Origin of the sequence: Hominisplanchenecus murintestinalis (genome assembly GCF_943193015.1) — a bacterium.
Lineage (GTDB): Bacteria > Bacillota > Clostridia > Lachnospirales > Lachnospiraceae > Hominisplanchenecus_A > Hominisplanchenecus_A murintestinalis.
In genome coordinates this window covers 37,736-50,752 of record NZ_CALPCM010000013.1, presented here as the reverse complement: position 1 = coordinate 50,752, position 13,017 = coordinate 37,736, and the positions used below count along the sequence as shown (strand labels likewise).

Below are 13,017 nucleotides of genomic sequence, written 5' to 3'. Positions count from 1 at the left end.
GGGAGGCAGTTTACTCAAAGGGGATGCGGATTCGAATGCATCCCCTTGCTGCGTAGCTGACGTAACAGTTCAGCCCAGGACTTTGCACTTGCTGCAAAGTCTGTGAGAATGCGTAAATTCAGCCAGAGAATCCAGCCCTTTGCGAACAGCAAACTTTAAATGGGCTGGATTCCGTAACAGTGAAGCCGAAGGCTGAACTGTTACTATCTGACAAACAAATAGAGCAAAGTACTTGACGTACACTCAGAAATGAGGTATGGTATAGAAGCAGATAAATATAATATTTTCTCTTATTCAGAGTGGTGGAGATACAAAGGATCTGTGAAACCACGGCAACCCCTATAAGGAAGGTGCCAACCTGAGCGAGCAATCGAACAATAAGAGGATTTACTTGTCGATAAAGATAGGAGGTCCGCTTATGCGGGCCTTTTCTTATCCGTAGAGTTGATCTTTGGTGAATGAGAGAATACAGTCATTGGACAAAGGAGGATTTCATGGAAAAATTGTTGTTTACTTCCGAATCAGTAACAGAAGGGCATCCGGACAAGATGTGCGACCAGATTTCCGACGCGATTTTGGACGCACTGCTGGAGCAGGACCCGATGAGCCGCGTAGCATGTGAGACGGCTATCACGACAGGGCTTGTTCTGGTTATGGGCGAGATTACTACGAAAGCATATGTAGATATTCAGAAAATCGTGCGCGACACCGTGAGGGAAATCGGTTATACCAGAGGGAAATATGGGTTTGATGCAGATACCTGCGGCGTGATCACTGCGATTGACGAGCAGTCTACGGATATTGCAATGGGTGTGGACAAGGCTCTGGAGGCAAAGGAAAATGAGATGTCTGACGAGGAAATAGAGGCAATCGGCGCCGGAGACCAGGGTATGATGTTCGGTTATGCGAGCAATGAAACAGAAGAATATATGCCATATCCGATTTCATTGGCGCATAAGCTGGCGCTGCAGCTTACGAAAGTCCGTAAAGATGGGACGCTGCCTTACCTGCGGGCTGACGGTAAAACCCAGGTGAGTGTAGAGTATGATGAAAATGGCAGACCGGCAAGACTGGACGCGGTAGTGCTTTCGACGCAGCATGACCCGGACGTGACCCAGGAACAGATTCATGAGGATATTAAGAAGCATGTGTTTGACGTCATTCTTCCGCAGGATATGGTAGATGGAGAGACGAAATTTTTCATCAATCCTACCGGACGATTTGTTATCGGAGGACCTCATGGAGACAGCGGACTGACCGGACGGAAGATTATTGTGGATACTTACGGCGGATATGCACGTCACGGCGGCGGCGCATTCTCAGGAAAGGACTGCACGAAGGTAGACCGTTCTGCAGCATATGCAGCGCGGTATGTGGCAAAGAATATTGTGGCAGCGGGATTGGCAGACAAATGTGAAATCCAGCTTTCTTATGCCATCGGTGTGGCGCGTCCTACTTCTGTTATGGTAGATACTTTTGGAACAGGAAAACTTTCTGACGAGAAGTTAACGGAAATCGTGAGGGAGAACTTCGATTTGCGTCCGGCAGGTATTATCAAGATGCTGGATCTGCGCCGTCCGCTTTATAAGCAGACAGCGGCATACGGACATTTTGGACGCAATGATCTGGATCTTCCCTGGGAGAAGGTTGACAGGGTAGAAGATTTGAAAAAATATATTAAATAGTTTAGATGCTTTACTGTGCCCGGGCTTAACCGCCCGGGTATTTTTAGCAGGGAAATTGTTTCAATGAATGGACATCTATTCAGATATCAAGTATACTATTTCCGAAAGAAGAACAATATTATTCAGGAAAGGTATCGGCTGCGATGCCTGCAGAGGCGGGAAAAAAGGAGCCGAGGTGGTTGACGAGATGGATTATAAAGTAATAAACGCAAAGCTGCTGCTTTCTGCGGAAGAGGGTTTTCAGATTGAGCAAAAGGATTTTTGGGTAAAGGATGGGAAGATTACATTTTCAGAGACAGATGGAGCCGAAGTGGTTGATGCGAAAGATAAACTTGTTATGCCGGGACTGATAAATATGCACACGCATGCTTATATGACGGTGATGCGTAACTATGCGGATGACGTGGACTTTGGCGAGTGGCTGTTTCAGCGTGTTATGCCGGTAGAAGACAGACTGCCGAAAGAAGGGGCGTACTGGACGTCTCTGTTGGCATTTTCGGAAATGATAAAGACAGGGACGACAAGCTTTGTCGATATGCATATGTTTCACAGACAGTCTCCACAGGCAGCGAAAGACGCTGGGATGCGCGGATTTATCGGACGCGGGCTGGTAGGCGAGGACTTGTATTCAGACGGTTTCGGAAGGTTTCAGGAAGCCTTGGAAGAAAAGCGTGAGTATGAGAGCAGTACCTTGAAATTTATCCTCTCTCCCCATGCAATCTACAGCTGTTCCACGCAGATGCTGGAGCAGGTTTCAAAAGAGGCAGAGCGCCAGGGGATGCTAAAGCAGATTCATTTGTCTGAAAGCGATACGGAAGTCAATGACTGTCTCAATAAACATGGGAAAACTCCGGTGAAGCTGCTGGAAGATATCGGATTCCTGGATGAGAAAACCATCTTGGCGCACTGTGTAAAGATGTGCTATAATGATTTGGATATTCTGCAGGCTTCGGGCGCGCATGTGGTAACAAATCCGGCCAGCAATGCAAAACTGGGAAATGGATTTGCACCGATTTCTGAAATGCGTGAAAAAGGTATCAATATCTGTATTGGCACAGACGGTACTGCCAGCAATAATACGTTAAATATGTTTAGGGAAATGGGGCTGCTCTCTCTGATACATAAAGGTATCAAGGGGGATTCCACTGCGGCGCCTGCACGGTTTGTTGTAAAAGCCGCCACAGAGAATGCAGCGAAAGCCCTGCATATGGAAAATCAGCTGGGAGTTATTCGGGAGGGCGCATGTGCTGATTTGATATTTGTGGATTTGAAAGCAGCGTCGCTGTTCCCTAACAATAATATCCTTTCCTCTCTGTGTTATTCAGCAAATGGTTCGGAGGTGGAGTCAGTGATGATTGACGGCAGGTTTGTGATGCGGGGACGCCGGCTTTTGACGATAGATACAGAGCGCGTATATTATGAAGTGGATAAGATAGTAAAAGAATATTTATCATGATAGAAAAGAAAGGGATAAAGAACGATGAGTATTATTAAAGATGCTTCCCTGGCGTCTTCAGGGAGAAAAAAGATAGAGTGGGTGCGGGCATCTATGCCGGCATTGACAGAGATAGAAAAACGGTTTGAAAAAGAACAGCCATTCAAAGGGCTGCGCATTGCGGTTTCAGTGCATCTGGAAGCAAAAACAGCAAATCTTGGGCTGGTGCTGGCAAAAGGAGGAGCAGAGGTGTATCTGACAGGCTGCAATCCTCTGTCTACGCAGGATGATGTGGCCGCGGCAGTAGCAGAAATGGGCGTTGAGACCTTTGGTATTTATGGCGTCTCACCGGAGGAATACGAAGAATTACTGGTCAAGACCTTAGAGTGCCGCCCGCATTTAATCGTAGATGACGGCGGGGATTTGATTAATCTGCTCGGCGGAAGATGCAAAGAGTACGCAGAGAACCTGATTGGAGGATGTGAGGAGACAACTACAGGCATACACCGCTTAAAAGCAAGAGAGAGGGAAGGGATTTTACCCTGCCCGATGATGGCGGTCAATGATGCGAAGGCAAAGCATTATTATGACAATAAATATGGAACCGGTCAGTCGGTATGGACGGCAATCATGGATACTACGAATTTGATTGTTGCAGGTAAGACGGTCGTAGTAGCAGGCTATGGCTGGTGCGGAAAAGGAACCGCTATGCGTGCCAAGGGAATGGGGGCAAATGTGATTGTGACAGAGATAGACCCATTTAAAGCATTGGACGCTACTATGGACGGTTATCAGATTATGCCTATGGATGAGGCGGCAAAATATGGCGATATCTTTGTGACGGTAACGGGTTGTAAAGACGTAATTGTGCCGAGACATTTTAAGGTTATGAAGGACAATGCGATTCTGTGCAATGCGGGACACTTTGACTGTGAGATAGATGTCGCGGCGCTGAGGAAAATGGCGGTGCGCAGCGAGGAGCGTCGGAACAATATCATGGGGTATGAGCTGGAAGACGGACGTATCTTAAATGTTCTCGGAGAAGGAAGGCTTGTAAACCTTGCATGTGGAATGGGGCATCCGGCTGAAATCATGGACATGTCCTTTGCAGTGCAGGCGTTGAGTCTGAATTGGCTGGTAAAGCATAAAGAAACGCTTACAACAAAGGTATACGATATCCCGGATTCCATAGATGATGAGATTGGACGCTGTAAACTGGCGGCTATGGGCTTGAAGATTGATGAGCTGACGCCGGAACAGCAGGCATATTTGTCAGGATGGGATGTAGAGTAAAAATCTGTTTGGAGCAATAAAAGAAGCCGTCGGTAAATGATATCATTTGCCGGCAGCTCTTTTTTATATAGGATTACTTCTGCATATTTGCAAATTTTGTATAATTAGGCAGCCAAACCAGTTCTACAGTTCCAATCGGGCCGTTTCTCTGTTTGGCAATGATGATTTCCGCAATATTTTTCTTTTCGCTGTCTTTGTTGTAGTAGTCGTCGCGGTAAATGAACATTACGACATCTGCGTCCTGCTCAATGGCGCCGGATTCACGCAAATCGGAGAGCATAGGGCGGTGGTCAGGACGCTGTTCAACTGCACGGCTGAGCTGGGAAAGGGCAATAACCGGAACGCTTAGCTCACGGGCGACTTCCTTTAAGGAGCGGGAAATATCGGAGATTTCCTGTTGCCTGGAGTCTGAACGCTTGCTTCCGGTCATGAGCTGAAGGTAGTCAATGATAATAATACCCAGGTTATGTTCCAGTTTATATTTCCGGCATTTGGAGCGCAGTTCACTTACGGAGATACCGGGAGTATCGTCAATAATCAGGTTTGATTTGCCAATGATTCCGGCGCTTTCAATAAGCTTCGCCCAGTCATCGTCACTCAGGTTTCCGGTTCGGATAGATTGAGAATCTACTTTTGATTCCAGGGAGAACAGTCGGTTGACCAGCTGTTCCTTGGACATTTCCAAACTGAAAATCGCTGCGGTCACGTCATTTTTAAACGCCATGTGCTGCGCAATATTCAGAACAAACGCGGTCTTTCCCATTGAGGGACGGGCGGCAATGAGAATCAAATCGGAAGGCTGCATACCGGAAGTTTTATAATCTAAATCGATAAATCCTGTAGGAATCCCCGTAACGCTGCCGCGGTTCTTTGAGGCAAGTTCTATTTTATCCAGGGCGTTCAGGACAACGTCTTTGATGGGAACGAAATCTCCGGTGTTTCTTTTTTGGAGCAGGGAAAAAATTCTCTTTTCCGTGTCCTCCATAATGTCGTCCACCCGCTCTTTGCCCAGATAGCAGATGTTGGCAGTTTCCTCAGACTCCTTGATTAATTTGCGGAGTATGGACTTCTCATATACAATCTGTGCATATTGCCGCACATTGGTAGAAGTATACACAGAGCTGAGCAAATCTTTGGCGAATTCCAAGCTGCTGATTTCCGGCGGTACATCCTTCTCACGCAGCCTGTCCTGCAGAGTGATTAAATCTACAGGCGTTCCCTCGTTATACAGTTCCAGCATCGTCTCAAATAGGATTCCGTACTGATGCTGGTAAAAGTCTGCGCTGTCAATGATCTCGGAAGCAGCCATAATCGCTTCCCTGTCCATAAGCATGGAGCCAATTACAGACTGTTCCGCCTCCGGGCTGTGGGGAAGTACCCGTTTAATCAGTGCTTCTTCCATGACTTAAGCTTCCTTTACGATAACTTTCAGTTCTGCCGTCACCTTCGGGTGCAGCTTGATTCCTACGGTGGTGGTTCCTAAGGCTTTCAGTGGATTGGGAAGCAGAATTTTCTTTTTATCCAGAGTGTATCCGAGCTGAGCCTTAGCAGCCTCAGATATTTCTTTTGAAGAGACAGAACCGAAAGCACGTCCCCCTTCGCCTACCTTGATGGCTACCTGGATTTCCTTTGTGGCAATCTCAGCGGCAAAAGCCTTTGCGTCTTCCAGCGCTTTCTGAGCTACTTTGTCTGCATGGGCTTTCTGGAGCTTTAAGTCGTTGATATTTTGAGGTGTGGCTTCCAGAGCAAGCTTTTTTGGGAATAATGCATTTCTGGCATATCCGTCGCTTACATTTACAGTTTCCCCTTTTTTGCCGAGAGATTTTACATCCTCTATTAAGATTACTTTCATTTTAAATCGCTCCTTCTTCTGACATTTTAATAAGTGTGTCTTTTAATTTTGTTCTTGCGTCTTCTAAGGTAACGCCGTCAAGCTGCGCTCCTGCGATATTTAAGTGGCCTCCGCCTCCCATACGTTCCATAATAATCTGGACATTAACTTCATCAATGGCGCGGGCGCTGATATAAATCCGGCCCTTATATTCAGTCATTACAAAAGAGGCTTTTACGCCGATGATGTTCAGCAGTTCGTTAGCGGCCTGTGCGCCGACAACTGTAGGACTTTCGAGCGCCTGGTTCGGCGGGCAGACGCTGATGGCGTAGCAGTCCCGGAATACCTCAGAGTGCCGTACGACTTCAGCTCTTGCCTTATAAGAGGCCATATCGTTTCGAAGCATCTTCCGCACTCGGGTTACATCTGCCCCGCAGCGGCGCAGAAACGCGGCAGCTTCGAAAGTACGCACGCCTGTCTTTGTGACAAAGTTATTGGTATCAATAATGATGCCTGCGTAGATGCAGTCCGCCTCGCGGCTTTTCAGACGTACATTATCTGAAAAATACTGCAGGATTTCCGCAATCATTTCACAGGCGGAGGAGGCATACGGCTCAATATAGGAAAGAACCGCATTTTTTATTACTTCACTGCCCTGTCTATGGTGGTCGAGGACAACGATAGTCTTCGTCATATGGAGCAGCTGCTCACATTCTGTCATGCTGGGCCTGTTTGTGTCTACCACTACGACGACCGTATCATTGTTTACAATAGATTTTGCCTCTGCATGGGTGACAAACATATCCTTTTCATAATCCGGGTTGTCCAGGAAAAGACTTACCCAGGGGCGGATGGAACCGTTGATGTCTCCTAAGACGATATGCGCGTGTTTTCCCAGCATTTTCGCGGCACAGTAGACGCCGACTGCCGCGCCAAAGGAATCTATATCCGTGACCTGATGTCCCATGATGACAACTTTTTCTTTACCGCCGATAAATTCCCGGAGTGCATGGGCTTTCACCCTCGCTTTTACGCGGGTACTCTTTTCCATCTGCTGTGACTTGCCGCCATAGTAGGAAATATTTTCTCCGTCTTTGACAACGGCCTGGTCGCCGCCCCGTCCCAACGCCATCTCAATGGCAATCCGGGAAAATTCACAGTTCTGGATATAACCGCTCCCATTAACGCCAATGCCAATGCTCAACGTTACATTCATTTCGTTTCCGATATTTACCGTCTTGACTTCTTCCAGAAGAGAAAAACGAGAGGCTTCAAGGTCTTTCAGGCTCTTGTATTTTATGGCAATAAAATATTTGTCTTTTTCAAGTTTTTTCACCACGCCGTCCAAATCGGAAATATATTTTGTGATTTTCCTGTCAATCAAAGCTACCAGAAGGGAGCGGCGCACTTCCTCTACGCTGTCAAGGGCCTCGTCATAATTATCAAGATAAATCAATCCGGCTGTCATTTTCTGCGCCTGGTTTTCGCGCAGACATTCATTCAAATCCGTGTTGTCAAAAAGATACATGGCAATCAGATAGCTGCTTCCTTCAGGAATTTCTATAATATCCACGGACTTGTCCAGGATTTCTACGGAAATCTTGCGGAACTGTACACGATAGTCCCGTTCGTTGTGAGTGATTTCTACAGAATTATGGCTGCGCTTAGAAGGTAACATTCCGGGGTCGATTTCAGGAAACGGAATCTGGATATTTTTGTGGTAAGCCTTGTCTTTTCCGATAATCCTGCCAAACTCATAATTCATCCAGATAAGCTTTCCTTCACAGTCCAGCAGCGCATAAGGAATGTCGAATTCCTCCAGCAGCTTTTTCTGTACTTGTCCATACTGGGTGGCGAAATAAATCATTTCATTCATGATGTTAGGTTTGTAGTGGAGCAGGAGAACCAGCGCGATAATAAGGTAGACTACCGTAAAGGCTGATACTACCAATCCTGCTTTTATATCTATGCAGTATACTAAAAAATCCATAAGTATTAAAAAGACCGTCATAATCAGCGGCCACTGCATATATGACTTGAGCTTTCCGTTGAACTTTACTTTTTTCCTGCCGTTCATGCCGCTCCTCCTCGTATACGGGAATGTATATCTATAACTGTATGGCAGTTTCCATACAGCCGGACAATTATATTCATCATAGCATTTTTTGGCGGGATTGGGAAGTGGTTTTTCACAGAGTTTCATTCAAAAGGATTTCGTTAGAAATCTTTTGGCTTTCCCAGGAAGCGGTGAGGGAAAGCCAGAAGATGATAGATGAATATTTACGGAGTTCAGCGCCATCCGCGGCAGTTCCTGTGACGGCATCTGCGGCGGTGCATTTCCTGGAACAGCAGGACGTCTATCATATCGCCCAGCCAGTTTTTTCTTGGCGGATAGCGCCTTCTGGTTTCACGGTTCATGGCAAGAACCTCGTCCTTATCTCCGTCTTCGGGGAGTTCATATTTGTCTTTTACTTTATCGTAAATAGTATTCCGTATTTTTCCCATCATTACCCTATCCGGATATTCATCAAACATGACGCTGCCTTCATATTCCATTTTGTCACATTCTTCCTCTATATAAGGAAGAATTTCCTTTGCTGCGTCCGGATACATTTCTTTTAGCTTTTGCATATCTTTATCGCTTTCCATTTCCTGCCAGAGCGCTTGAGGATATCCCGGCATTTGATAGTAGGGCATTTCTCCGTTTGCCGCCGGCTGTGCTGCGGGCATCCTCTGTGGAGGAAGCGTGTTTCCGTTTGATGGCTGCCAGCTATCCGGATTTCTGGGCTGCCACATATCGGCGTCCCGTGTTTGGGGCATATTCATTCCTCTTGGCTGTGCCATACATGGACAGGTACCATATTCAGGCTGGATATCCATGCCGTACCCCGGTACATAGCTGTTTCCACCTCCCATTTCATATTCCATTTCCTGCCGCCTTACCGGGCAGCCTGCGCATCTGCAATATCCCTGATAATTCATGTGATTTTTCCTTCACAGGCATTTTATATATTATATGAAACGCGGCGGAAGAAAGGAACTTATATGGTTATAAAAATTTTAATTTCCGGGTTGTGGTTTTGGGACAAACCCATTACAATAGAGGAAAAGTATTTTACCGGGGCGTCTGCCCTTTTGGAAACAGGGAGATTTAAAAGCAGAATGGAAGAATTGCAGAAAATTTTAGATGAGTGCCTGAATGGGAATTTGGTGTATATCGTGCTTAGCGGCGCCAGGAAAAAGGAAGGTATCCGTAAGATAAAGATACGCCCTATCGCTCAGAAGGGGGAGCTTCTGTTCCAGGCGTCAGAGCAGCTGGGGAAGCAGGAATTGCACAGGAACTATAGGAAAGAAGAACTGGTGCAGGTTTTGGTGCGGCATCTTCGGGAAGATTTTAAGCAGATGCAGATGCTTACTACGAAAGAAAATATATCTGTACTTGCAGGAAAAAAGGGAAATATCACAGTAAAAAGAAAATGCAGGCAGGAGGAAGGGCGTGCAGCGGACTTGTCCCATGACAGGCAGAAACGGTATATTCTGGAGGAAGGGACAGCGGTGCCTTTTCTGGTGGATTTGGGGGTGATGACGCCGGAAGGGAAAGTTGTGAAAGCGCGGTATGATAAGTTTCGGCAGATTAACCGTTTTCTGGAATTTATTGAGGATGTACGGCCGCAGCTTGACGAAGGGCGGGAGCTGACGATTCTTGATTTTGGCTGTGGAAAATCTTACCTCACATTTGCTATGTATTATTATCTGAAAGAACTGCAGGGATTGGATATCCGGGTAATAGGCCTGGATTTGAAAACAGAAGTTATCGAGCGCTGCAGGCAGCTGGCAGAGAAATATGGCTATGAAAAGCTTACGTTTCTGGCGGGGGATATCGCATCCTATGAAAGCGGCGGTACAGTAGATGTGGTAGTGACGCTCCATGCGTGTGACACAGCCAGCGATTACGCTTTGGATAAAGCGGTAAAATGGGGTGCAAAAGTCATTTTGTCAGTGCCGTGCTGCCAGCACGAACTGAACGCGCAGATACATAGCAGCGTACTTGAGCCGGTGTTGAAATACGGGCTTATCAAAGAGCGGGTGGCGGCATTGGTCACGGACGCGCTGCGGGCAGGGTATCTGGAGGAACAGGGGTATCAGGTTCAGATACTTGAATTCATCGACATGGAACATACGCCGAAAAATATCCTGATCCGTGCAGTAAAGACAGGAGGCAGAAAGAAAAATGAAAAGCTGGATGCCTGCGCAGAGTTCCTGGGGGTGGAACCTCTGCTGGGCAGATTGCTGAAGCCATAAGGGGAGGCACACAGGAATGGTTAAAAAAATAATGATAAGGGTAGGAATATTGCTGCTTATATTTTTCGCGGCAGTATTTGTATTTGGAAGGATTATCAATCGGGGGAAGCCGGATTCTACGCAGGAAATGGGGGAGCCGTCCCTGCCGTTGGTCTATGTCCTGGAGGAAGAAACACAGATGAACAGCCTGCACGGCCATGTGAAGGAAATGGACGTAATGGCGATGCGTGATGCGCTCACGCCAATCAGCAGTGAGCGGACGCTCACGATTCAGATTCAGCCTTTTCAGCGCCAGGTGAGCGGCGTAAGCTTTGAGGTGCTTACCTCCGATGGAAAGACTTCGATGGAAAATACAAAAGTAACGAAAATCAAAGAGGGCGAAAAGTATGTGACCGCTACCCTGGAATTGCAGAATAAAATCCTGATCAACACAGAGTATATGCTGAAAATCGTAATTACTTCCGGGAACCGTGACATTTATTATTATACCAGGATTATACGCCAGGACGGATTGAATGCGAAGGCATACATTGATTTTGCCACCGATTTCTACCAAAACTGCCTGGAAGGGAACGATTTAAATATTGAGGAGTTTGTGGAGCCGGATCCGGAGGCAGACAATTCCACTTTTGCACATGTGAATATCCACAGCAGCACGTCCCAGATGATTTGGAAAGGGATATCACCAAAGCTTTATTATGCGCCGGTTCCGAATATCTGTGAGCTGAATGAAAATACAGGCACGGTTGTCCTGGACTATATGATTTCTGCCGTTGACGAGGACAACCGCACGGAGCTGTACCGGGTATCGGAATATTACAGGATGCGTTATACGGACTCCAGGATACTTCTGCTGGATTTTGAAAGGGATACCAGCGAAGTGTTTGATCCGGAAGCGTCTATTTTGAGTGAGAAAGGTATTATTCTGGGAATTACCGGACGCGATGTGACGTATAAGAATGACTTGAAAAATAACTTCTTTGCCTTTGTACGCGAGGGTACACTGTGGAGCTATGATGTGAGTGGGAATAAACTGGTACAGGTATTTAGTTTTGCGCAGGAGGGGAAATTAGATTCCAGGTCAATGTATAACCGGAATGATATACAGGTTGTCAATATCGATGAGCAGGGGAGCATGTACTTTCTGGTTTGCGGTTATATGAACCGGGGAATCCATGAAGGGGAGTCCGGCGTGGCGGTTTATTATTATGATGCAGGGAGTTCGGTAGTGACAGAATGCCTGTTTGTGGATACGAATCAGGCGTTTTCCCTGTTGAAACGGGACGTCAAGTCCCTGGCATATGTGACGAAGGACAGAAATGGTTTTTATCTGCTGGTCAATGAAGAAGCATATTTTGTGAATATGGAGAGCAGGCAGGTGGACAAAGTGATTTCGGGGCTGGCCTATGGATGCTATGGGGCGTCCGCATCGGGAAGGCAGTTTGGGTGGATGGATGGAAAAGACCCATACGACGCTTCAGCAATTACAGTTATGGATTTGGAAACTCATGCGATGCGGAAAATCACCTGCGGAGAGGGTCAGCGACTAAAATTTCTGGGATTTATAGGAGAGGATCTTGCCTATGGGCTGGCGGATACCGAAAAGATAGACCTTAGCCATGAAGGAAGCGAAATTTTCCCGATGCATCAGATATTGATTGTAAATGAAGCCGGGCAGACGGTGAAAGATTACGCGCCCAAAGACTGTTATGTATCCGAAGCAGAGATTAAGGATGGCCTGATGACCCTTAAACGCATCCGTAAATCAGGAAGCGGCTATCAGGAAGCTCCGGAAGACCAGATTGTGGGAAGCGCTGCCAGCGAAGAGACAAGTTTTGGGCTGACGACGGCAGTTTCGGAAAGGAAAAAGGAAATTCATATCCTGAAAGTAGGAACTGCGTTAAAGGCTGCAGAGCCTCCCCGCCTTATTAAATGCCGTCAGCAGATTTTTGAGGGGTCGAAAGAGATTATTCTTGAGCCAAAGAAAAAGTCCGAGGATCTTTATTACGTGTATGCGAAAGGATACCTGGACGGTATTTATACTTCTGCGAACCAGGCAATCCGCAGGGCAGATGAGATGCTGGGCGTTGTAGTTGACGGGAAACAGAGGATGGTATGGGAGAGAGGAAATAAGCAAACGAAGCTGGATTTGAATGTCAAGACCTTCCCTGAAGTGTTTCGGGAATATAAGCTGGATGCGGCAGTTATACAGTCAGAGATGAGCCAGAGGGTTCTCGACCTTACCGGATGTACACTGGAGCAGGTGCTGTATTTTGTAAGCGCCGGAACCCCGGTGCTGGCGAAGACGCCCGGCGGGGTGGTGATTATCGGAGGCTATGATGAGTACAACACCAGGCTTTTGGAGAAAGGGGACGAAGAACTGACCTACGCAGGGCTGCAGGACAGCAAAGATATGTTTGAAGAGGCGGGGAATGTGTTTATCACATATCTCGATCCGATTACGGAATAAA

General features: G+C 46.9%; 9 protein-coding genes and 1 riboswitch. Of the genes, 5 read left to right on the top strand and 4 right to left on the bottom strand.

Annotation, left to right across the window (positions count from 1 at the left end):
• The first annotated feature begins 287 nt into the window (after positions 1 to 287).
• A riboswitch (SAM riboswitch) is annotated at positions 288 to 384 on the top strand.
• Between the two features lie 110 nt (positions 385 to 494).
• The 3 genes from metK to NFR99_RS06845 all read left to right on the top strand — a co-directional run bounded on the left by metK (position 495) and on the right by NFR99_RS06845 (position 4,413).
• Positions 495 to 1,685 carry a methionine adenosyltransferase gene (metK, locus tag NFR99_RS06855; RefSeq protein ID WP_120484445.1) on the top strand — a complete coding sequence of 397 codons (1,191 nt, stop codon included), beginning with the start codon at positions 495 to 497 and terminating at the stop codon, positions 1,683 to 1,685.
• A 187-nt stretch (positions 1,686 to 1,872) separates the two neighbouring features.
• Entirely contained in the window at positions 1,873 to 3,141 is a 1,269-nt protein-coding gene (locus NFR99_RS06850) for an amidohydrolase (protein ID WP_158604891.1), read from the top strand.
• A gap of 24 nt (positions 3,142 to 3,165) precedes the next feature.
• Positions 3,166 to 4,413 carry an adenosylhomocysteinase gene (locus NFR99_RS06845; protein WP_135975806.1) on the top strand — a complete coding sequence of 416 codons (1,248 nt, stop codon included), beginning with the start codon at positions 3,166 to 3,168 and terminating at the stop codon, positions 4,411 to 4,413.
• Positions 4,414 to 4,486: 73 nt separating this feature from the next.
• On the opposite strand, the gene dnaB is transcribed toward NFR99_RS06845, so the two are convergent.
• From dnaB to NFR99_RS06825, 4 genes are all read right to left on the bottom strand, one after another.
• Positions 4,487 to 5,815: a replicative DNA helicase gene (dnaB, locus tag NFR99_RS06840; RefSeq protein ID WP_135975805.1), complete on the bottom strand. Its 1,329-nt coding sequence runs from the start codon at positions 5,813 to 5,815 to the stop codon at positions 4,487 to 4,489.
• A 3-nt stretch (positions 5,816 to 5,818) separates the two neighbouring features.
• Positions 5,819 to 6,265 (bottom strand): 50S ribosomal protein L9, encoded by a 447-nt coding sequence (rplI, locus tag NFR99_RS06835; protein ID WP_120484441.1) that lies wholly within the window; start codon positions 6,263 to 6,265, stop codon positions 5,819 to 5,821.
• Between the two features lies 1 nt (position 6,266).
• On the bottom strand, positions 6,267 to 8,321 hold the full coding sequence (locus NFR99_RS06830; RefSeq protein WP_120484440.1) for a DHH family phosphoesterase: 2,055 nt from the start codon (positions 8,319 to 8,321) through the stop codon (positions 6,267 to 6,269).
• 212 nt (positions 8,322 to 8,533) lie between these two features.
• A complete protein-coding gene (locus tag NFR99_RS06825) occupies positions 8,534 to 9,226 on the bottom strand; it encodes a hypothetical protein (RefSeq protein WP_243126696.1) in 693 nt (230 codons plus the stop codon).
• A gap of 180 nt (positions 9,227 to 9,406) precedes the next feature.
• Here NFR99_RS06825 and NFR99_RS06820 point away from each other — a divergent pair, with 180 nt between their 5' ends.
• Both NFR99_RS06820 and NFR99_RS06815 read left to right on the top strand, forming a co-directional pair.
• Complete coding sequence (locus NFR99_RS06820) at positions 9,407 to 10,546, top strand: class I SAM-dependent methyltransferase (protein ID WP_251353277.1); 1,140 nt, start codon at positions 9,407 to 9,409, stop codon at positions 10,544 to 10,546.
• Positions 10,547 to 10,562: 16 nt separating this feature from the next.
• Positions 10,563 to 13,016 (top strand): hypothetical protein, encoded by a 2,454-nt coding sequence (locus NFR99_RS06815; RefSeq protein WP_120484439.1) that lies wholly within the window; start codon positions 10,563 to 10,565, stop codon positions 13,014 to 13,016.
• Position 13,017 lies beyond the last annotated feature (1 nt).

Excerpts from the sequence above, each read along its gene's own strand:
- NFR99_RS06850 (WP_158604891.1), top strand. The coding sequence starts at position 1,873 with ATGGATTATAAAGTAATAAACGCAAAGCTGCTGCTTTCTGCGGAAGAG.
- rplI (WP_120484441.1), bottom strand. The coding sequence starts at position 6,265 with ATGAAAGTAATCTTAATAGAGGATGTAAAATCTCTCGGCAAAAAAGGG.
- NFR99_RS06845 (WP_135975806.1), top strand. The coding sequence starts at position 3,166 with ATGAGTATTATTAAAGATGCTTCCCTGGCGTCTTCAGGGAGAAAAAAG.
- NFR99_RS06830 (WP_120484440.1), bottom strand. The coding sequence starts at position 8,321 with ATGAACGGCAGGAAAAAAGTAAAGTTCAACGGAAAGCTCAAGTCATAT.
- NFR99_RS06820 (WP_251353277.1), top strand. The coding sequence starts at position 9,407 with ATGGAAGAATTGCAGAAAATTTTAGATGAGTGCCTGAATGGGAATTTG.
- NFR99_RS06815 (WP_120484439.1), top strand. The coding sequence starts at position 10,563 with ATGGTTAAAAAAATAATGATAAGGGTAGGAATATTGCTGCTTATATTT.
- metK (WP_120484445.1), top strand. The coding sequence starts at position 495 with ATGGAAAAATTGTTGTTTACTTCCGAATCAGTAACAGAAGGGCATCCG.
- NFR99_RS06825 (WP_243126696.1), bottom strand. The coding sequence starts at position 9,226 with ATGAATTATCAGGGATATTGCAGATGCGCAGGCTGCCCGGTAAGGCGG.
- dnaB (WP_135975805.1), bottom strand. The coding sequence starts at position 5,815 with ATGGAAGAAGCACTGATTAAACGGGTACTTCCCCACAGCCCGGAGGCG.